We start from the raw sequence: 20,206 nt of genomic DNA on the forward strand, positions 1-20,206 counted from the left end.
TTTCTTGAATACACTTGTTCCGTTACCGATATACACCGACCTGTTTTACCATTTTACTTTGGTGATTTGTATTCTTGTGATTTTCAATTGTTTTACCCGTGATTTAGCCCTTACATCCAATCGAAAGTTTATATCAGGGATGGCTTTTCTTGTCTTTGCGTTGGTGCTGTTGCACATGGGTTTACGTCCTGTCAACTACCGGTTTGGAGACATGATGGTATATAATGCAGAGTTTGTAAATTTAATGCGAGGTAATCCTCCAAAGGGTGAGGTTGAATTTTTGTTCCAGAATTTGATGGAGATTTTAGCAAAATTTAAGTCTCCTGAACTTTTCTTTTTTACTTGTACCGCGCTGTATATTACCCCATTGTATTATGCTAGTAAACGTATTTTTTTAGATTATTGGGGCTATGCCTTTTTGATGTTGGTGTTTTCGTTTTCGTTCTGGTCGTATGGGGTTAATGGGATTCGTAATGGGATTGCAGGATCGATTTTTATTTTGGCACTTTCACAAAAAACTATAGTAAAGAAAGCGCTCTGGTTTTTAATTGCCTTGTTGTTTCACAAGTCGATGTTATTGCCTTTGATGGGATACCTGGCTTTTACATTGGTTAAAAATGTGAAATTGTATTTTTTGTTTTGGTTGTTTTGTATTCCTTTATCCTTAGTATTGGGAAGTGTTTTGGAAAGTTTCTTTTTAAGTGTAGGCTTTGTCGACGATCAGAAACTTTCGATTTATTTAGGTGATGTGAACGAGTTAAATGAGGGTGTAGAATTAAAAGTAGGATTTCGTTGGGACTTTTTGCTATTTAGTGCCTTACCGGTCATTTCTGGGGCCTATTTTATTTTTAAACAAAAAATTCAAGATGTTATATTTCAACAACTCACAGCCCTTTATTTGTTTGCTAATGGCTTTTGGATTTTGATTATACGTGCCAACTATTCCAATCGATTTGCCTATTTGTCTTGGTTTTTAATGGGTATCATTTTAATCTTTCCTTTAATAAAATATAAGTTTTTTAAAAATCAAAACTCAGTGGTTGCATGCGTGATTTTGTTCTATTTTTTATTTGGATATTTGTTGAACATAATATGAAGTTTATTTGAGAATAGTTTTAATTTTCAGCAATTTAAAATAAATGAAAAACTTTAATAACCCAAGAATTAGCGTAATTGTACCCATCTATAATACTGAAAAGTATTTAGCTAAATGTATAAAATCAATATTAAATCAAACGTATAAAAATTTCGAGTTGTTGCTAATAATTGATGGTTCGCCTGATATGTCTTTAGAGATTTGTGAAAAATTCGAAGAAAAAGACAATCGAATTATCATAATTAACAAAGCAAATGAAGGTTTAGAAAAAACAAGAAGGGTTGGAATACTTCATTCAAAAGGTGAATACATAACGCATGTTGATTCTGATGATTGGTTACATAAAACGGCATTAGAAAAAATGATTATTGCCGCGGATAGTTCAAAAGCTGATATTGTTATTGCTAAATATTTTCGTGTAATGGATAGATACGGAGTCTTTCAAAAAGCCTCTCCTTATAATATCCCTAACGATTTAATTCTTGATAGTCAAAGTTTTATCAGGGATTATTTTATCGGATTTTTTGGTGTTAATAGATTTTCAATTTCAATGTGGGCTAAACTTTACAAGAAATCATTTATTGATAAAATTGAAATTACAATCGGTGGATTTGATTTGGGCGAGGATTTGAATTATAATATTCAGGTTTTTCCCAAGGCCAATATAATCCATTTTATTGACTCGCCGATATATTTTTATCGATTTGGTGGTATGACTACAAAGCTTAATGAAAAAATTATTGAGTCTGCTCTTAGCATGTTTAATTTAAAGAAAAAAATGATTGTTGAATATAACAAACCAGAATATAATAAATGGATTATTATTGAAATGGTAAATTATATTAAATCATTTGTAAAAATGATGATTGAATATAAAAGAAACGATCCAGTTTTTATAAATACATCTTTAAATGAATTATTTAGTCGACCAGAAATTTATGATGTGATTGAATATAGTCGAAATCTAGAAAATTTTAAAAACGATAATTTTGTTAAGGCATTACAACGTCAGGACATTGACACTATGTTAGAAATTCAGGCTGTTGTTTATAAAAAAGAGAAATTTAGAAAGTCTTTAATTAGAACTGTTTCAAATTGTCTAAAATAATGTTTAATACAAAAGGTATTACAGTTTTTACGCCTACGTTTAATCGCGCTTACTGCTTGGGACAGCTTTACGAAAGTTTGTTGCGGCAAACGGCCACCGATTTTTGTTGGCTTATTGTGGATGATGGATCGTCGGATACCACAAAGGATTTAGTGGCGGGATGGATCGCCGCGCAAAAAATTCCCATTACCTATCTTTATCAAACCAACCAAGGGATGCATGGGGCTCATAATACTGCCTATGCTCACATCGAAACACCCTACAATGTGTGTATTGATTCGGATGATTACATGCCCGATGATGCTATAGCACAAATTTTGGCCCATCTTCCCCAACTCGAAGCGTCGGATTGTGCGGGGATGATTGGATTGGATTGTGATCCTCAAGGGAAGCTTATCGGAACCGCTATTCCAGCGCAATGGGAGCGTGGGACGTTGAATGATTTGTATCGAAAAGGGGTTACTGGGGATAAAAAAGTGGTGCTGAAAACAGCAGTAGTGCGCCAGTTTCCATCGTATCCGATCTATCCCGGTGAAAAATTGGTTCCTTTGGGAACGCTTTACCTGCAAATCGATCAGCACTATACTTTTTTGTATACCCCAGCGGTTTTGTGTGTGGTCGACTACCAGCCCGATGGATCTTCGAATACGATTTTGAAGCAATACAAGGTGAGTCCCCGAGGCTTTGGATACGCTCGACTACTCCGTTTACGCTATCCCGATACGTTCGTAAATCATTTTAAACAAGCCATGCACTTGGTTTCCTCTGCTTTTTTTTCAGGTGATTTTTCACTTCTCACTAGGAGTCCACGGCCTGTGTTGACGCTTTTGGCATTCCTACCGGGATTGGCTTTACATGCCTACATCCGTTTTAAAACCCGATAATCATGCGCATTCTTCAAGTCATCAACGGATTAGGAACGGGAGGCGCCGAGAAATTAGTCGTCGATATGGTCGTAGCGCTTCAACAACGCGGGATTACTGTTGATCTTTTGTTGTTGAATGGCACAGAAACGCCTTTTCTTGCCCATTTACAAGCCATTAGTACGGGTAAGATCATTGATTTGGGCCGTTCTTCCGTATACCATCCGAAGTTGTTGTTTGCCCTTCGATCCTCTCTTCAATCCTATGATGGGATTCATGTGCATTTATTTCCTGCTTTGTATTGGGCGGCTTTAGCAACGTTTTTACCCGGTACTTTTCCCCCTATGGTGTATACCGAACATAGTACGCACAACAAACGGCGCGACCGATGGTTATTTCGATGCGTTGACCGTTGGCTCTATGCACGCTACCGTTGTGTCGTAGCCATAACCCCTTTGGTGAAAACCAATTTACAAGCGCATTTGCAATGGGCCAACGACCGGATTCAAGTCATTCCCAACGGTATTGATGGTAGCGCATTGCGTCAAGCCAAGCCCTACACCAAAGCCGATTTGGGACTTCCCGAAGACGCACGGGTGCTGCTTCATGTGGCTCGTTTTTATCCTCCCAAAGATCCTATAACCCTTATTTCAGCGATGGTGGCTTTGGACTCTTCGGTACATTTGCTATTGGTGGGGGAGGGCCCTGAACGTGCGGCAGCGGCGGCTCATGCTGTGCAATGCGGTGTCGCTTCTCGTGTTCATTTTTTGGGAGTTCGTACCGACATTCCCCAATTGTTGCAATCGGCCGATATCATCGTATTGAGTTCGAAATATGAAGGATTATCATTAGCCGCTATCGAAGGAATGGCCTCTGGGAAACCCTTTGTTGCGTCGGATGTGCCTGGAATTCGCGATTCGGTAGCAGGAGCAGGTGTCCTTTTTACCTATGGCGATGCCAATGATTTGGCACAAAAAATACAGCGATTGCTTGGGGATGTTTCGTATCGAGAAGCTATTGTTGCCCAGTGTTTAACCCGTGCCGCGCAATTTGATAGTACGCTTATGGTTGATCGTTATCTGGCTTTATACCAACATTTGTTATGAAAAAGCTCATTCGTATTACTACCGTACCGCTTTCGTTGGACAAACTTTTGGAGGGACAACTCCGCTATATGGCCTCGCATTATGAGGTGGTGGCGGTGTCGTCGGAGGCTGCTTATTTGAAGCGTGTTGCCGAGCGGGAAGGGGTACGTTACCATCCCGTTACGATGACCCGAAAAATAACGCCTTTTCACGATGTGAAAGCGGTGTATCAATTGTATCGTTTCTTTCGAAATGAAAAACCCTTTATCGTTCATACCCATACCCCCAAAGCGGGTTTGGTGGGCATGTTGGCGGCTCGCTTGGCCGGTGTTCCCCATCGGTTGCATACGGTGGCAGGTTTGCCGTTGTTGGAGGCTCGGGGGATAAAGCGTTTAATTTTGAATGCGGTAGAGCGATTAACGGGGTTTTGTGCGACGAAGGTGTATCCTAATTCCAAGGCCTTGTGTCGCATTATGGTCCAAGAGCGTTTGGCTCCTGATCAAAAATTGAGCGTGATTGGGGCGGGGAGTTCCAATGGAATTGCGACCGCTTATTTTTCTAAACATCATTTTTCTTCTGAATCGCTTGCTGCGTTGCGGGAAACGCTTGGTTTATCCTCGGCTTTTGTGTTTGTTTTTGTGGGGCGCCTTGTAGCCGACAAAGGGATTCAAGAGTTGGTTGCCGCGTTTGAAGCGTTGCATAAAAAAGGGATTGCCTGTCAGTTGTTGTTGGTAGGTCCTTTAGAATCGGAATTGGATCCGCTGCAGGCCTCCACTTTGGAAGTAATTGAGCAGCATCCCCATATATTTACCACAGGGTATCAAAACGATGTCCGTCCCTATTTTGCCTTGGCGGATGCCTTGGTATTTCCGAGTTACCGCGAGGGTTTCCCGAATGTGGTATTGCAAGCTGGCGCGATGGCCTTGCCTTCGATTGTAAGCGATATCAATGGCTGTAACGAGATTATTGAACACGGGGTCAACGGTTTAATTGTTCCCGTAAAAACGGTGCAACCATTGTTTGACGCCATGTATACTATGGTAACCGATGTAGATTTACGCCATCAAATGCAAGCGAAGGCCCGCAGTTTGATTACGCAACGTTATGAACAGCAAGTAATTTGGGAAGCCATTTTGGAAGAATATCGTACCTTTGACCGCAATGCATAAGGCGTACCTACATCTCGTAAAACCTTTTTTCGATCGGCTGTTTGCCGCGTTTGGATTGTTGATAGCTCTTCCTGTTTTGCTATTGGTGACCTTTTGTTTAGCCGTGGTGAATCAAGGCAAACCGTTTTTTATTCAAGCCCGACCGGGGAAAAACGGAACGGTATTTCGTATTTATAAATTCAAAACGATGAACGACCGAAAAGATGCGGAAGGCAAGTTGTTGCCCGATGCGGATCGGTTAACTCGCGTGGGCGCTTTGGTTCGGAAAACCTCCTTGGATGAGTTGCCTCAATTGTGGAATGTGTTGAAAGGCGACATGAGTTTTGTAGGACCCCGACCCTTGCTTACGCATTACCTCCATTTGTATGATGCTTTTCAAAACCGTCGGCACGAAGTAAAGCCCGGTATTACCGGATGGGCGCAAGTCAACGGACGCAACGCCATCTCTTGGGACCAGAAGTTTGCTTACGATGTTTGGTATGTAGATCATATATCCTTTTTTTTGGATGTCAAAATATTGTTCAAGACTGTAAAAAAAGTCCTCATCAGTGAGGGAATCAACGCGGCAGATTCCGCTTCAATAGAACCGTTTGATGGAAACTAAAGTGCTTTTGTATGGGGCCAGTGGGCATGGCAAAGTGGTGTTGGATATTCTCCAAGCCCAAGGAGTTGTCGTCGATTGTATTTGTGACGACAATCCTAAATTTTCCCACATTCACGGTGTTCCGGTAGTGCCAACTAAGGAAATCGATTGGAACGAAAACTATGTGATGCTGTTTTCCATTGGGAACAATGCGATCCGAGCTGCTTTGGCGCAACGGTATGCAGGTCCATTTATAACGGCCTTACATCCCCAAGCGGTAATTTCTCCTCATGCTACTTTTGGGGAGGGGAGTGTGGTTATGGCCGGTGTGGTCATCAATACCGATGTCCGTGTGGGGAAGCATAGCATTATCAATACGGGGGCGACCTTGGACCATGATTGTGTGGTGGGCGACTTTGTACATATATCCCCAGGGGTTTCTTTGGCGGGCAATGTCACTATTGGTTCAGCGACACATGTCGGAATTGGGGCCTGTGTGATTCAAGGGGTGACTATTGGTAAAGGGTGTACCATTGGGGCCGGGGCAGTGATTATTCGCGATGTTCCCGATAGCGCTGTGGTCGTTGGTAATCCGGGAAAAATAATAAAATACAACAAAACGTATGAATAATTCTAAAATATGGTTGTCCTCGCCCCACATGGGCGGTACAGAGCAAAAATATGTTCAAGAAGCGTTTGATACCAATTGGGTGGCGCCCTTGGGACCGAATGTGAGTGGTTTTGAATCGGATTTAGAGCAGTATTTAGGGGGGCACTATCCCGTGGCAGCCTTGAGTTCGGGTACGGCCGCCTTGCACTTGGCCTTGATTATGGCTGGGGTCACGGCGGGTGATGAGGTCATTTGCCAGTCGATGACCTTTTCGGCTTCGGCCAATCCGATTGTGTATTTGGGGGCAACTCCGGTTTTTGTAGATTCTGAACCTGAAACCTGGAATATTTGTCCTCAAGCGTTGGAAGACGCCATTAAAGCTCGAATGGCGAAAGGGAAAAAACCCAAAGCCATCATTGCAGTGCACTTATATGGAATGCCCTTTCAAGTGGAGGCCGTGGTGGCCTTGGCGCGTGCCTACGATATTCCGTTGATTGAAGATAGTGCTGAGGCGTTGGGGAGCCATTATAAGGGTCAGTTTTGTGGAACATTTGGTGACTTTGGCGTATTGTCGTTTAATGGGAATAAAATAATTACAACCTCTGGCGGTGGTGCTTTGGTTTGTCGTACGGCGGCTGAAAAAGACCATGCCGTTTTTTTAGCCACCCAAGCCCGCGATGCTGCACCCCATTATCAGCATAGCCATATTGGGTATAACTACCGCTTGAGTAATATATGTGCGGGGATTGGTCGGGGACAGATGGAAGTTTTGGATACCCATATCGCCTTGCGTCGTAAGATGCATGATTTTTATACCGATTTATTTCAATCCCATGAGGGCGTTCGGGTTTTTCAAGAGCCGAGTTCCGACTATTTTTGTAACTTTTGGTTGTCTGCGATCCTGGTCGATCCTACGCAATGCCAAGGAAAAAATAGAGAAGATTTGCGTCTGGCTCTAGAAGCGGCCAACATAGAGAGTCGCCCCTTATGGAAACCCATGCATTTGCAACCTGTATTTGCTTCAGCACCCTACTATGGTGGAACAGTCGCAGCACGTTTATTTGACGACGGTTTATGTTTGCCTTCAGGCTCTAATCTTACCGATAACGATTGCGAACGAATCGCTCGGATAATAAATTCTTTTTAGTTTTTTTTAAGAATTAAAATTCCCTAACTTTACCTCAATAATTAGGTTGTATTGGAGGATAAGGATAGACATAATTATTTTGCCCTATTTCGAAGAACGTTTGCGGATGTCAATACGTCGTTTTCTTTTCGGAACCTCGGTTATTTGCCGCGATGGCTCATTTTGTTATTGGATGTGTGTATTGTGTTACTCTCCAGTATTCTCACTTATTTTTTATTTAAAGGGCTCCGTTTGTCGTATGTTCCCGACAATTCGCTCTCCTTTGCCTTGGTGTTTTACCTGCTGATTAATGTCTTTTTCTTTTGGTTATACCGCACCTACTCAGGGATAATTCGTCACTCCTCGTTAATTGATGCGTTGAAATTATTTTTCTCGCAGTTATCTACTTTCATTGCGCTCTTGGTGTTCAATTTTATCGTGATTGTATTTTCCAATTCCAAAGTATATCTCACGACAGGCGCCTTTATCAATGCGGTCTTATCCTTCAGTTTTTTGTTTTTTTATCGCTTGGTCGTGAAGCAAATTTTTGATCGAATGTTTACTTCGACTACCGACGAACATCGTATTTCTGCCATCATTTACGGGTCGGATGCCAATGCGATTGCGGTAGCCAATGCCTTACTTTCGGAGCGCCCGGGTCGCTTTAAGTTGTATGGATTTATCGATAAAGACAATCAAAATTTTACGAAACGAATTTTAAACTTACCTATTTTTCAAATACGCAAAAGTGTTCCTGTATTGCTGCGTTCCAAAGGCGTAGAAGCGTTGATTATTGCCGATCGGTCGTTGACCAAAGAGGAGCGTTCGATTATCGTTGATGAGTGTATTGAATATGGGTTTAAGGTGTATACGTTACCCCTTGTCTCCGATTGGGACGATCAAAAAGAAATCTCCAAGAAGATTAAGAATTTTGAAATTCACGATTTGTTGGAGCGCAAGCCGATTACGTTGGATACCCAATTAATTTCGGAGTATTTGCAGGAAAAAACGATATTGGTTACGGGGGCAGCCGGGTCGATTGGGAGTGAGATTGTGCGTCAAGTGTTTTTATTCCAACCCAAGCGCATTATTCTATTGGACCAAGCCGAGACTCCGTTGCATTCCCTTTCTTTGGAAATAGCGGGGAAAGATTCGGCAATTGAATTGATTGATGTAGTGGGCGACGTAAGGGATTATGCTTTTATGGAAACCGTTTTCAAAGCCTATCTCCCCGATGTAGTCTACCATGCAGCTGCTTATAAGCATGTGCCGTTGATGGAAATCAATCCCGCTCAAGCCGTCTTTACCAATGTGTTGGGCACCCGCAATGTAGCCGATTTATCCAATCAATATCATGTGGATCGTTTTGTGATGGTTTCCACCGATAAAGCGGTAAATCCCAGTAGTGTGATGGGCGCCAGTAAACGCATTGCAGAAATGTATGTTCAAGCGAAACATTTTAAACACCAACGTCAAAACAGTGGCCGATTTACACGATTTATTACCACTCGTTTTGGGAATGTATTGGGGTCCAACGGTTCGGTAGTGCCGCTATTCACAAAGCAAATTCAAGAAGGGGGACCTATTACGATTACCCATCCTGAGATTATTCGCTATTTTATGACCATTCTTGAGGCTTGTCAGTTGGTCTTGGAGGCGGGATCGATGGGGAAAGGAGGGGAGATTTTTATCTTTGATATGGGGAAACCCGTTAAGATTATTGATTTGGCTCGTAAAATGATTCGTTTAGCAGGCTTTGTTCCCGAAAAAGACATTGCCATCAAAATCGTTGGGTTGCGACCGGGGGAAAAGTTGTATGAAGAATTGTTGAATGATTCGGCCAAAAACTTGCCTACCCACCACGAAAAGATTATGATAGCCGTGGAAAGTAGCGCCGATTTTGAGTACGTAAGTCAACAGGTGGATGTTTTGATTACCACTGCCCGAACAGGAGCTTTTGAAGCTACGGTTTCACAAATGAAGGCTTTGGTGCCTGATTTTAAAAGCTTAAATTCGGTATACGAAAAATTGGATAGCACCTCACCCTAAGTAGCTTTGGGAATAATCGCTATATTTGCAACTCATTACGAATACTATGAAGAAAATTTCCTTACTTTTTTTGTTGCTATTGGCCCTTACTCAAGTGTCGTGTGTCTCCAAGAAAAAGTACTATTATTTGCAGGGCGATTACAATATGGGGAATGCCGCTGCCAATTATGAGCCTATTATTCAAAAAGACGATCGGATTTCGATTGTAGTGATGACCTATCAGCGGGAACTCTCTGAGCCGTTTAATATGAATGTTGGGGGTAATATGGGCGGTGGAAATATTGCTAACAATCCTAATGCGGGGTATTTAGTGGATAGTGAAGGCACTATCGATTTTCCAACCCTAGGGAAACTATCGGTGGCGGGCTATACAATTGAACAGCTTCGCTTAATGTTGACCGAGAAACTGAAAGCCTATTTGGTGGATCCCATCATCAATATACGGATACTCAATTTTAAAGTGACCGTTTTAGGGGCTGTAGGAAAGCCTGGTGTGAAAAGTTTTAATACCAATCGGGTAACTATCCTAGACGTTATCGCCGAATCGGGTGATGTTTCCCCTTTTGGACGCCGTCAAGAGGTGCTTATCATTCGGGACTATCAAGGGGTAAAATCGTTTAACACCATTGATTTAACCAAAGCCGACCTTATGAATTCTCCGTTTTTCTATATGGATCAAAACGATGTGGTCTATGTGCGCGAGCGTAAAGCCAAAGTTGACGCCACGGCGTTACCCAGTCTACCCATCATTGCTTCAACGATTAGTTTTATAACTACAATGATATTTCTTTTTACGCGATAACGATTCTATGCAACAACCCCTTACACAAAATACGACAACCACAACCGAAACAAAATCGGAAGATTTTAATATCAAAGACATTCTCTTTCGTTACCTTATCTATTGGAAATGGTTTGTATTATCGGTAGTAATCAGTCTCTCTTTATCTTACCTGTTTTTACGGTATAAGGAAGTATATTACGGTACTAATGCTTCCATTTTGATTAAAGATGAAAAAAAAGGGGGAACCAGTGAGTTTTCGGCCTTTAGTGATTTGAATATTTTTGCCGGGAAAAGCAATATCGAAAACGAGATTGCTATTTTAAAGTCGCGTGGGATTTCTCAAAATGTCGTCAAAAAACTGGACTTGGATATTAGTTATTTCAGTGAAGGGCGCGTGGTCGCTAAAGAATTGTACCGTGATTCTCCCATAAAAATAGTCTTTGTCAAGAAAAATGAAACCTATGATACGCGCTCACAATCGTGGCGTGTTCGCGTCTTGGATTCCAAGTCCTTTGAACTATCCCAACCGGATTTATCGCAGTCCCAACAATACCGTTTTGGACAATTGATTCCTTCGCCTGTTGGAACCTTTTTTATTCAAATCAAATCTTTCCCCGTCAACAAGCCGATGTCTGATATTCTCATCGTCAAAAGTTCGGTAGAGGCGAAAGCCAATGCCTTACGCGCTAGTTTGGGCGTGATGAGTCAGGAGAAAACGAATATCGTTAATTTGAGTTTTACCGATTTAACCCAAGAGCGCGGGTTGGATTATATTAACGGACTCATTGAACAATACAATGAAGATGCCGTTCGTGACCGAAATCAAGTAGCCGAATTTACCAAAGAGTTTATCAATAGACGTCTTGAAATTATTACCAAAGAATTGGGGGGCGTTGAGGGCGATGCCGAAGTTTTTAAAAAACAACGCGGGTTAACTACACTAGAAGCCGATGCAGGATTGAGTTTGTCTTCAAAAACGGAGTATAATAGATCGGTTCTTTCTTTAGAAACGGAACTTAAAGTAAGCGACTTTCTGTTGGAAGAAGTGCGTAAAATCAAAAAGGGAATGTTAATCCCCACCAATGTGGTTACTGCTTCTCCCTCGATAGTTACCTTTATTACAAAATACAATGAATCAGAACTAAATCGGAAAACCTTTTTGATTAGTGGTACCGAGAACAACCCTCGCGTGAAGCAAATTGAGCGTGAATTAGAGGAGCTAAAGCAAAGTGTAATCAGCAGTATCATCAGCCACCAACGGGATTTGCGTATCAAAAAGAACGATTTATTAAACCAACGCGCGCTTTACGAAGGGAAAGTATACAATGTGCCTACGAATGAGCGTTTTTATAATGAAATTGCGCGGCAACAAAAAATCAAGGAAACCTTATACTTATACTTGCTCCAAAAACGTGAAGAAACCGAAATATCCTTAGCAGTTACCTCTCCCAAGGCCAAGATTATTGATGCGGCCTATCTCACGGGTCCGATTTCAATTAAATCATCCTTAGTTTATTTAATCGCTTTTGTGTTAGGTTTGGCCTTGCCCATTGGATTTTTGACCTTACTTTTTGCATTAGACACCAAGATTAAAAGTCGCATGGACGTCGAAGGAAAAGTATCTGTTCCTTACTTGGGCGATATTCCACGTTCGGATAACAGCGAAGAGCTTATCGACTCCAACAGTCGCTCTAGTTCGGCAGAGGCGGTTCGGATGATTCGGACGAATTTAGAATTTGTGCTGTCCGAAGTGCAGCCCGGTCGCTGTAAAACAATTTTTGTCACTTCCTCCATTCCTAAAGAAGGGAAGACGTTTATTGCCATTAATTTAGCTACGACAATCGCTCTTTCTGGGAAAAAAGTTTTAGTGATCGGCTTGGATATTCGAAATCCAAAATTGGATACGTATATCAATCTTCCTGCCAAGGGACTTACCAATTATTTGTCCAAAACGGGCGAAGCGATACAAGACTACATTATTAAAGTCAAAGGGTATGAAAATTTTTACGCCCTTCCCTCTGGGGTTATTCCGCCCAATCCGGTAGAACTTTTGATGAATGATAAAGTCAATCGCCTTTTTGATGAATTGAAAGCAGAATTTGATTACATTATTGTGGATACTGCTCCCGTAAGTGTGGTTACCGATACCTTCTTGATTTCGCACAATGCCGATGCTTTTATCTATGTGATGCGTGCCAATTATTTGGACAAGCGCATGTTGCGTTTTGTGGAAAACCTATACAAAGAGCGTAAGTTGCCTAACATGGCTGTAGTGTTGAATGATACCGATATTCAACGTTCTTACGGCTATGGGTATGGCTATGGGTACGGCTATGGCTATGGCTATGGGTACGGCTATGGGTACGGTTATGGTGTAGAAGAAAAGAAACTCACCCTCACGGATAGGATACTCCGCTTTTTTAAGAAATAAGTAGTTAACTTATTTCGCGTAAAAGCCTACATTTTTTTGCAGTAATTCTATTACGGCTTTTTCGTTTTTGACGGCTAGGGGCTGGCGTAAGGCGAGCACGTGTTTTTCATGGTGCACATCGGTTCCTGAGTAGTCATAAAGTCCTTCATGTAATAGCAATTCTGCCGTTTTGAGGACCGGCCAGCCATAATACCCTGTTAGCGCAGGAAGATTCAATTGAAATAAACACCCTGCTTTTTTAAGACGTCGGTACTCGTCCATTTTACCATGATAAAAATTGTACCGTTCTGGATGTGCTACTACTGGACGATAGCCTTCAACTTGAAGCTCAAACAGCCAGTCGTATAAAGCCAAAGGAGGCTGTTGGTAGGACATTTCAACCAAAACCAAATTATCTTTTAAGGTACAAAGGGGGCCTTCCTGAAGTTTTTGCGTAAAATCGGCATCCAACATATATTCGGCGGCCCAATGCAACGAACCCGAGTCTAAAGGGATATGGTCTGAAAACGACTGCGCTAAGGGTTCGATGGTAGCCCTAGTATTGTGCCAAACGCCCGCCATAATATGAGGCGTAGCGGTAAAGTGATGAATCCCCAACGCTTTCAATTCCATGCACCGCTGTTGCGTCTCTTCCCACGAAGTACAACCGTCGTCAATTCCGGGGAGTAAATGCGAATGGATGTCGACATAACCCTCAGGAATTAAGTTGCTTACTACTGGTTTTTGTTTCTTGAAGAACCACATGAAATTATCCGTTTTAAAAGCGCGGTAAAGGTAACTAATTCGTGATTTAGTTTTATATTTGCCCGACAAATAACCCAACCCTTGTGAGTCAACATACACGTCCACATAACGAAACCGAAGACTGGGATCTCATCATCAAAGGGAAACAAGGCATCTTTGCACTCCACCTCAAGGATTTATGGCGGTACCGTGATTTACTTTTCATGTTTGTAAAACGCGATTTCGTAAGTTTTTATAAACAAACGATTCTAGGGCCACTGTGGTTTTTTATTCAACCCTTTTTCACTACCCTCGTTTTTACTTTCGTGTTTGGGAATTTGGCAGGAATTAGCGCCGACGGTTTGCCCCACCCGCTTTTTTATTTGTGCGGCATCACAGCTTGGAATTATTTTTCCGATTGCTTAACCAAAACCAGTACCGTATTTAAAGACAATACCAATATTTTTGGCAAAGTATACTTCCCGCGTTTGATTATGCCTTTGAGTATCGTAGTGAGTAATCTGGTGCGTTTTGGAGTGCAATTATTGTTGCTCATCGCCATGATGGGTTATTTTACGCTCTATCCTATCCCCAATACCTCGTTTCAGCTTACGGAAGGGATTTTTCTTTTTCCTTTTTTAGTCTTGCTGATGGCGCTTTTGGGACTCGGATTAGGTTTGATTATTACAGCCATTACCACCAAATACAAGGATCTTACTTTTTTGGTTACGTTTGGCGTGTCACTCATGATGTATGCTACTTCGGTGATTTATCCGTTGAGTTATATCCAACCCGAATATAAAAAATGGATTGCATGGAATCCGATGACGACTATCATCGAGACGTTTCGCTATGCCTTTTTAGGAAAAGGAGAATTTACTACGTATAGCTTATTGTATACTACTGGGGTAACCTTAGTGGTGTTGTTTTTGGGGATTTTGATTTTTAACAAAACCGAACGTACGTTCGTCGATACCATCTGATGCCACGCACTGTTATAGAAGTTCACCAGCTTTCCAAAGCCTATCAAATCGGACAAATCGGTACCGGTACCATTTCACGCGACTTGGAGCGATTTGTGGTGACTAAAATTTTACGTCGTGAAGACCCCTTTTTGAAAGTAGGAGAGGTTAATGATCGAACGGTGAAGTCCGATTCGGATATCGTTTGGTCTTTGCGCGATATCAATTTTGATGTACAAGAAGGCAATGCAGTAGGGATTATAGGTAAAAATGGAGCCGGAAAAAGTACATTACTCAAACTCTTGTCCCGTGTTACCGCACCTACCACAGGGGAAATTCGAATCAAAGGCCGCATCGCTAGTTTGCTCGAAGTGGGTACTGGATTTCATCCCGAATTGACGGGCCGCGAAAATATTTATTTAAACGGCGCGATTCTAGGAATGCGCAAAAAAGAAATCGATCGCAAAATAGATGAAATTATTGCATTCTCGGGTTGTGAACGTTACATCGATACTCCCGTAAAACGCTACAGTAGCGGGATGACCGTTCGCTTGGCTTTTGCGGTAGCAGCGCATCTCGAACCCGAAATTTTGGTGGTCGATGAGGTTTTGGCTGTAGGCGATGCCGAATTTCAAAAGAAAGCCATTGGTAAAATGCAAGACATTTCCAAAGGGGAAGGGCGCACCGTGTTGTTTGTCAGTCACGATATGACCGCTATTCATGCTTTGACCGATTCGGTAATTATTTTGAAAAATGGCGAATGCTCTACTCGCATGCCCACCGATGAAGGAATTCAACAGTATTTGGCTTCTAATTTGTCGCAAAGTAGTGGGAAGTTAATTCGTAAATCAGATGGCGATTTATACGTAGAACGCTTTTTGATCAATAGCGATGAGGTGAATTACACGCAACTACCTTCCGGTGATCCCTTACGCATGCAGTTTTTTCTCAACAAACCCATCTCGGCCAAGGAGGCTTCGTCTTTGGCGTTTTATGTTGTCTTTCGAAATGAACTGAATTATCCTGTATTTACCGTTTCCAATCGGTACGATGCCCACGCCCAAGTCTCTGATTCAGGTCAGGTGCAATCCATCGAATGTATCGTGCCTTCTATGGCCCTGGCGGAGGGAAAATATACCGCCAAAACGTGGATGGCCTTTAAAGGAGGGTTTTGTGACGAAATTACCGACGCGTTTGAAGTAGACGTGTTGGCTTCCAACTTTTTCCATACGGGTCAAATGCCCATTGCGCGGAAGCATGGCGCTTTTTTATTGAATCAAAATTGGACATTGAAATGATAGCGAACAAAATTCGAGAATTCATCTATCGCCGTTATAATATAAGCTTTTCTAAGGCGGGTGAGGACATGCAACTGATGAAGTTAATCATTCATCGTACGCCCGGTGTATATGTCGACATCGGTTGTTGGCATCCCGTGAAAGCCTCCAATACGTATTTGTTTTACATTCACGGATGGAAAGGCATTTGTATTGATCCCAATCCCGAACTTCGCCCTTTGTATCAAAAGTTTCGTCCTACCGATATTTTTGAGAATTGTGCTTTAGGATCCCAAGACCTCAATTTAAAATATTATATGCTTCCCGACAGTTCGATGAATACCCTTGATTATGGGTTTATTGAAAAACGGGAATTGCAATCGCAAATTCAAAAAGTACTCGACGTTCCGACCATTCCATTGGCGACTATACTGGAGCGGCATTTGCAACCTGGCGATCGTTTGGATTTCTTTGATGTGGATGTGGAAGGATACGATCTTGAAGTGTTGAAAACCAATGATTGGGCGCGTTTTCGTCCTCGGTTTTTAGTGGTTGAATCCGATTTACCGCTAAAAGAAGACTTGGTTTCGGAAATGCATGACTACCTCGTTTCCGTAGGGTATACCCTTATCGGTAAAGTGGTTACTAAAGGAAATCTCGGCAATACCTTTTACATCGACAACCGTTTGTAATATGCGCTCTGGATTTAATCCCAACAAAGATCAGTTGGTTCCGCCTTCCAAGTACCTCCATCAAGTAGTGGTGCCCGTGCATATCCCCCACCAAACGGACTACTTTAAGGATAGTCTATCCATTTTACAGTATTGTTTAGACTCCCTAACCGCTACAGTGCAGCCGTTTACCTTGATCACCGTAGTCAACAACGGCTCTTGCGAAGCTGTTGTGCAAGAATTGAATCGCCGACAAGAAGCGGGCACTGTGCATGAAATTATCCATACCACCGCCATCGGAAAAGTCAATGCGCTCTTGAAAGGATTGGTGGGTCATCAAACCCCATTGGTAACCCTCACCGATGCCGACGTGTTGTTTCAACCGGGGTGGCAAGAAGAGACCATCGATTTGTTTGAAAAAGTGGGACGAATAGGGGCAGTGGGACTCATTCCGCAGATGAATTTATTTCGTGTCGATGGATTTTCGTTGGTGTGGGAACATTTGTTTTCAACCCGCTTGCGATTTGCCCAACTTCCCGATGTTGCGGCTGGCGAACGTTTTTACGACAGTATTGGTTGGAATCGCGACTATAATCCAAACCATTTGCAGTATAACTTGCTCTATACCGAAAATGGCAAATCGATGTGGGTAGGTTCGGGTCATGTGGTGACTACCTTTCGACGGGATGTGTTTCGTGAATTACAGCAGTCCGTTCCGCATCAGTTGGGCGGGGATTCGGAATGGTACCTCGAAGAAAAACCTTATCAGTTTCATTATCATAAAGTGACTACGCAGTCCAATTATGCCTTTCACATGGGCAATGTAAAAGAGTCTTGGATGGAAGTTCCACCCCCGATGCCCAAAACTGCTACGCGAACACACATTGCATTGTCAGCCGCTGCGCCCAAGATTAACCGTCTCGTTTACTTTTGGCGGTATCGGTTTTGGCGAAGAATAATCATGAACACACCACTGCTTTTCCGTTGGTGTATTCTTCGTAAAGGACTTCCAAAATCAGTGATCGATACATGGTAACTATTCCTGTTTTTAGTATAATAATTTCCACCCGCAACCGTTGGCCGGAATTACAGTTTACGTTGCAACAACTTTTCCCGTTATTCCAGCGTGACGATGTAGAATGCTTGATTGTCGACGACGGTTCTACCGATGGTACTACTGCTTTTGTGAACGAACAATTTCCACAGGTACAGCTTTTTACTCACCCGGAACCCCGAGGGTATATCTATAATCGAAACTTTTTGTTGCATACCGCCAAAGCGCCGTATTTAATCAGTTTGGATGATGATGCGCATTTGGTGTTGCCGCAACCCCTTGAAATCATACAGCATCACTTTGAAAAGTATCCCCGTTGCGGACTCATAGCCTGTCGTGTTTTTTGGGGAAAAACGTTACCCGATTCTCTCCATACGGACGCCTTACCCCACAATGGTTTTGGATTTGTAGGCTGTGGACATGTTTGGCGCAAAACCGCTTGGGAAACCATTCCCGATTATCCCGAGCCTTATGAATTTTATGGTGAAGAAGAGTTTGCCGCGATGGCGCTGCTTCAGAAACGATGGGAAATGCATTATGTCCCCGATCTACTGGTTCACCATAGAGTGGAAGTGCGCCTACGAAAAAACGATGCCGATTATGCTTACCGACAGCGAAAGGCGTTTGCCAATAGTATTCGCAATTACATGACTTTTTACCCCTATTTTCGCCTTCCGTATACCTTGGCGTATTGTACGGTCATGCAGTTTTACAATAAATTAAAAGCACGGGATTATGTGGCATTTTGGGCGACTTTTCGTGCGATTTTTAGTATATTGGGCACTTTAGGCGACTTGTTTCAAAACCGATACCGATTGACTAAAATGCAGTATATTCGGATGAAAAAGTTACCTTTGAATCCTATATTCTGGAAACCTAACCCATGACAAACCAGTATATCGCCATTATTCCTGCCCGTGGCGGGTCAAAACGCTTGCCCGGTAAAAACATTCGTGTATTGGGTGACCTGCCCTTACTTGCCCACAGTATTCGGTATGCACAAGCTTCTTCGCGTATCCAGCGGGTGATCGTAACTACCGATGATCCTGCGATTGAAGCCGTGGCCTTGGACTATGGTGCCGAAGTTATCCAACGGCCTAGCGAATTATCGGGTGATGAAGCTCCTACGGTTTCGGCCTTGCAACATGTGTTGGCACAATTAACCGAATCCCCTGATGGGGTAGTGGTGTTGCAACCCACCAATCCGTTGCGCCCTTTGGGACTTTTGGACGAAGCTTTGGATTACTTTGCCGAGCATAACGTTTCGGGATTGTTTACCGTTTCGCCCAATCCCCATAAATTAGGACGTATCCATGAGCAGCGCTTTGTGCCTTTTAATTACCATTTTGGCCAACGCAGTCAAGATATGGAACCGTTGTTTTATGAAAATGGCTTGCTCTATGTCTGTCGACCTTCGTTAATCAACAGTGGCGCTGTGATGGATGAAACCTGCTATCCCTTAGTCGTTACCCATCCATTTGCCACCGTCGATATCGATACGGAAGCCGACTTTGCCTATGCTACTTTTTGTTTTCATTATTATAAAACCCAACATAAATCAAACCACCCATGAATCCTTACTTTGAAATCGCTGGTCGCAAAATAGGACCGGATTACCCGCCCTTGGTCATCGCCGAAATTGGTATTAATCACGAAGGCAATCTGGAAGTGGCCAAAGCCATGGTTGACGCCGCGCATCGTGCGGGTGCTGAGGTTGTGAAACACCAAACCCATATTGTCGCCGACGAAATGAGTGGTGCTGCCAAAAAGGTTATTCCCGGCAATGCCACGGTTTCTATCTATGAAATTATGGAGCGTTGTGCTTTAAATGAAGCCGATGAATGGGCGTTAAAATCCTATGTGGAACGCAAAGGAATGCTCTTTATTTCTACCCCTTTTTCCCGTGCTGCCGCCGAACGCTTAAAGCAATTTGATATTCCAGCGTACAAAATTGGCTCGGGCGAATGCAACAATTATCCGCTACTCGAACATATTGCGGCTTTTGGAAAACCGGTCATTTTAAGTACGGGCATGAATACCATCGAAAGTGTCCAAAAGGCGGTGGCTATTTTTGACCGCCATCAAGTTCCCGTAGCCCTTTTGCATACCACCAATTTGTATCCCACGCCCATACCACTCGTTCGTCTGGGCGCCATGACGCAGTTGCATGAAGCTTTTCCTGATAAAGTGTTTGGATTGTCGGATCATACCCTAAACAACAATGCATGCCTTGGGGCAGTGGCGTTAGGGGCCAGTATTTTGGAACGCCATTTTACCGATCACATGCAGCGCACCGGTCCCGATATTGTGTGCAGTATGGATGAACAAGCCTGCCGTGAATTGATCGTAAGTTCTAATGAAATTTGGCAAATGCGTGGCGGTGAAAAACGTCCCGCGGCCGAAGAACAAGTCACCATCGATTTTGCTTTTGCCACCGTTTGTTCTATCGCACCCATTGCCGAAGGGGAAATGCTAACCAAGGACAATATATGGGTAAAACGACCGGGAACCGGAAAGATTTTAGCCGAACATTTTGAGTCGTTGCTCGGAAAAAAAGCAACCCGTGCCATTTCGGCCGATGAACAATTGGATTTTTCAGATTTTAACTAAGTACT

General features: G+C 42.8%; 19 protein-coding genes. 18 read left to right on the plus strand and 1 reads right to left on the minus strand.

Annotated elements, in window-relative coordinates:
* Window positions 1–4 precede the first annotated feature (4 nt).
* From O9316_RS02350 to O9316_RS02400, 11 genes are all read left to right on the plus strand, one after another.
* On the plus strand, window positions 5–1,096 hold the full coding sequence (locus tag O9316_RS02350) for an EpsG family protein (protein WP_298203761.1): 1,092 nt from the start codon (window positions 5–7) through the stop codon (window positions 1,094–1,096).
* Window positions 1,097–1,139: 43 nt separating this feature from the next.
* Window positions 1,140–2,204: a glycosyltransferase family 2 protein gene (locus O9316_RS02355; protein ID WP_298203760.1), complete on the plus strand. Its 1,065-nt coding sequence runs from the start codon at window positions 1,140–1,142 to the stop codon at window positions 2,202–2,204.
* On the plus strand, window positions 2,204–3,088 hold the full coding sequence (locus O9316_RS02360) for a glycosyltransferase family A protein (protein ID WP_298203759.1): 885 nt from the start codon (window positions 2,204–2,206) through the stop codon (window positions 3,086–3,088). The genes O9316_RS02355 and O9316_RS02360 overlap by 1 nt, the downstream gene beginning before the upstream one ends.
* Window positions 3,089–3,090: 2 nt before the next feature.
* Window positions 3,091–4,173, plus strand: coding sequence for a glycosyltransferase (locus O9316_RS02365; protein WP_298203758.1), 1,083 nt, complete (start codon window positions 3,091–3,093; stop codon window positions 4,171–4,173).
* On the plus strand, window positions 4,170–5,321 hold the full coding sequence (locus O9316_RS02370; protein ID WP_298203757.1) for a glycosyltransferase family 4 protein: 1,152 nt from the start codon (window positions 4,170–4,172) through the stop codon (window positions 5,319–5,321). Before O9316_RS02365 ends, O9316_RS02370 begins: the two co-directional genes overlap by 4 nt.
* Window positions 5,314–5,925, plus strand: coding sequence for a sugar transferase (locus O9316_RS02375; protein WP_298203756.1), 612 nt, complete (start codon window positions 5,314–5,316; stop codon window positions 5,923–5,925). The genes O9316_RS02370 and O9316_RS02375 overlap by 8 nt, the downstream gene beginning before the upstream one ends.
* Window positions 5,915–6,535, plus strand: a complete 621-nt coding sequence (locus O9316_RS02380; protein ID WP_298203755.1) for an acetyltransferase — start codon at window positions 5,915–5,917, stop codon at window positions 6,533–6,535. Before O9316_RS02375 ends, O9316_RS02380 begins: the two co-directional genes overlap by 11 nt.
* A complete protein-coding gene (locus tag O9316_RS02385) occupies window positions 6,528–7,661 on the plus strand; it encodes an aminotransferase class I/II-fold pyridoxal phosphate-dependent enzyme (RefSeq protein WP_298203754.1) in 1,134 nt (377 codons plus the stop codon). Before O9316_RS02380 ends, O9316_RS02385 begins: the two co-directional genes overlap by 8 nt.
* 144 nt (window positions 7,662–7,805) lie before the next feature.
* Entirely contained in the window at window positions 7,806–9,689 is a 1,884-nt protein-coding gene (locus O9316_RS02390) for a nucleoside-diphosphate sugar epimerase/dehydratase (protein WP_298203753.1), read from the plus strand.
* A gap of 46 nt (window positions 9,690–9,735) precedes the next feature.
* Entirely contained in the window at window positions 9,736–10,491 is a 756-nt protein-coding gene (locus O9316_RS02395) for a polysaccharide biosynthesis/export family protein (RefSeq protein ID WP_298203752.1), read from the plus strand.
* 7 nt (window positions 10,492–10,498) lie between these two features.
* Window positions 10,499–12,904: a polysaccharide biosynthesis tyrosine autokinase gene (locus tag O9316_RS02400; protein WP_298203751.1), complete on the plus strand. Its 2,406-nt coding sequence runs from the start codon at window positions 10,499–10,501 to the stop codon at window positions 12,902–12,904.
* 9 nt (window positions 12,905–12,913) lie between these two features.
* On the opposite strand, the gene O9316_RS02405 is transcribed toward O9316_RS02400, so the two are convergent.
* On the minus strand, window positions 12,914–13,648 hold the full coding sequence (locus O9316_RS02405) for a CpsB/CapC family capsule biosynthesis tyrosine phosphatase (protein WP_298203750.1): 735 nt from the start codon (window positions 13,646–13,648) through the stop codon (window positions 12,914–12,916).
* An 83-nt stretch (window positions 13,649–13,731) separates the two neighbouring features.
* Between O9316_RS02405 and O9316_RS02410 the strand changes: the two genes are divergently transcribed.
* Genes O9316_RS02410 through O9316_RS02440 form a run of 7 tightly spaced genes read left to right on the plus strand, consistent with a single transcriptional unit; the run spans window position 13,732 to window position 20,201 of the window.
* Complete coding sequence (locus O9316_RS02410; RefSeq protein WP_298203749.1) at window positions 13,732–14,610, plus strand: ABC transporter permease; 879 nt, start codon at window positions 13,732–13,734, stop codon at window positions 14,608–14,610.
* Window positions 14,610–15,887 carry an ABC transporter ATP-binding protein gene (locus O9316_RS02415; RefSeq protein WP_298203748.1) on the plus strand — a complete coding sequence of 426 codons (1,278 nt, stop codon included), beginning with the start codon at window positions 14,610–14,612 and terminating at the stop codon, window positions 15,885–15,887. Before O9316_RS02410 ends, O9316_RS02415 begins: the two co-directional genes overlap by 1 nt.
* Complete coding sequence (locus O9316_RS02420) at window positions 15,884–16,558, plus strand: FkbM family methyltransferase (RefSeq protein WP_298203747.1); 675 nt, start codon at window positions 15,884–15,886, stop codon at window positions 16,556–16,558. The genes O9316_RS02415 and O9316_RS02420 overlap by 4 nt, the downstream gene beginning before the upstream one ends.
* Before the next feature lies 1 nt (window position 16,559).
* Window positions 16,560–17,573 (plus strand): glycosyltransferase family A protein, encoded by a 1,014-nt coding sequence (locus O9316_RS02425; protein ID WP_298203746.1) that lies wholly within the window; start codon window positions 16,560–16,562, stop codon window positions 17,571–17,573.
* Entirely contained in the window at window positions 17,567–18,478 is a 912-nt protein-coding gene (locus O9316_RS02430; protein WP_298203745.1) for a glycosyltransferase family 2 protein, read from the plus strand. The genes O9316_RS02425 and O9316_RS02430 overlap by 7 nt, the downstream gene beginning before the upstream one ends.
* Window positions 18,475–19,164: an acylneuraminate cytidylyltransferase family protein gene (locus O9316_RS02435; protein ID WP_298203744.1), complete on the plus strand. Its 690-nt coding sequence runs from the start codon at window positions 18,475–18,477 to the stop codon at window positions 19,162–19,164. The genes O9316_RS02430 and O9316_RS02435 overlap by 4 nt, the downstream gene beginning before the upstream one ends.
* Complete coding sequence (locus tag O9316_RS02440; RefSeq protein WP_298203743.1) at window positions 19,161–20,201, plus strand: N-acetylneuraminate synthase family protein; 1,041 nt, start codon at window positions 19,161–19,163, stop codon at window positions 20,199–20,201. The genes O9316_RS02435 and O9316_RS02440 overlap by 4 nt, the downstream gene beginning before the upstream one ends.
* Window positions 20,202–20,206: the final 5 nt, after the last annotated feature.

Origin of the sequence: Flavobacterium sp. (assembly GCF_027533505.1) — a bacterium.
In the GTDB taxonomy this organism is placed as follows: Bacteria; Bacteroidota; Bacteroidia; order Flavobacteriales; family Flavobacteriaceae; genus Flavobacterium.

What these genes read in the sequence shown, in the direction of transcription:
- O9316_RS02440 (WP_298203743.1), top strand. Translation starts at nt 19,161, where the DNA reads ATGAATCCTTACTTTGAAATCGCTGGTCGCAAAATAGGACCGGATTAC.
- O9316_RS02385 (WP_298203754.1), top strand. Translation starts at nt 6,528, where the DNA reads ATGAATAATTCTAAAATATGGTTGTCCTCGCCCCACATGGGCGGTACA.
- O9316_RS02360 (WP_298203759.1), top strand. Translation starts at nt 2,204, where the DNA reads ATGTTTAATACAAAAGGTATTACAGTTTTTACGCCTACGTTTAATCGC.
- O9316_RS02425 (WP_298203746.1), top strand. Translation starts at nt 16,560, where the DNA reads ATGCGCTCTGGATTTAATCCCAACAAAGATCAGTTGGTTCCGCCTTCC.
- O9316_RS02355 (WP_298203760.1), top strand. Translation starts at nt 1,140, where the DNA reads ATGAAAAACTTTAATAACCCAAGAATTAGCGTAATTGTACCCATCTAT.
- O9316_RS02430 (WP_298203745.1), top strand. Translation starts at nt 17,567, where the DNA reads ATGGTAACTATTCCTGTTTTTAGTATAATAATTTCCACCCGCAACCGT.
- O9316_RS02375 (WP_298203756.1), top strand. Translation starts at nt 5,314, where the DNA reads ATGCATAAGGCGTACCTACATCTCGTAAAACCTTTTTTCGATCGGCTG.
- O9316_RS02380 (WP_298203755.1), top strand. Translation starts at nt 5,915, where the DNA reads ATGGAAACTAAAGTGCTTTTGTATGGGGCCAGTGGGCATGGCAAAGTG.
- O9316_RS02400 (WP_298203751.1), top strand. Translation starts at nt 10,499, where the DNA reads ATGCAACAACCCCTTACACAAAATACGACAACCACAACCGAAACAAAA.
- O9316_RS02365 (WP_298203758.1), top strand. Translation starts at nt 3,091, where the DNA reads ATGCGCATTCTTCAAGTCATCAACGGATTAGGAACGGGAGGCGCCGAG.
- O9316_RS02435 (WP_298203744.1), top strand. Translation starts at nt 18,475, where the DNA reads ATGACAAACCAGTATATCGCCATTATTCCTGCCCGTGGCGGGTCAAAA.
- O9316_RS02395 (WP_298203752.1), top strand. Translation starts at nt 9,736, where the DNA reads ATGAAGAAAATTTCCTTACTTTTTTTGTTGCTATTGGCCCTTACTCAA.
- O9316_RS02415 (WP_298203748.1), top strand. Translation starts at nt 14,610, where the DNA reads ATGCCACGCACTGTTATAGAAGTTCACCAGCTTTCCAAAGCCTATCAA.
- O9316_RS02420 (WP_298203747.1), top strand. Translation starts at nt 15,884, where the DNA reads ATGATAGCGAACAAAATTCGAGAATTCATCTATCGCCGTTATAATATA.
- O9316_RS02405 (WP_298203750.1), bottom strand. Translation starts at nt 13,648, where the DNA reads ATGTGGTTCTTCAAGAAACAAAAACCAGTAGTAAGCAACTTAATTCCT.
- O9316_RS02370 (WP_298203757.1), top strand. Translation starts at nt 4,170, where the DNA reads ATGAAAAAGCTCATTCGTATTACTACCGTACCGCTTTCGTTGGACAAA.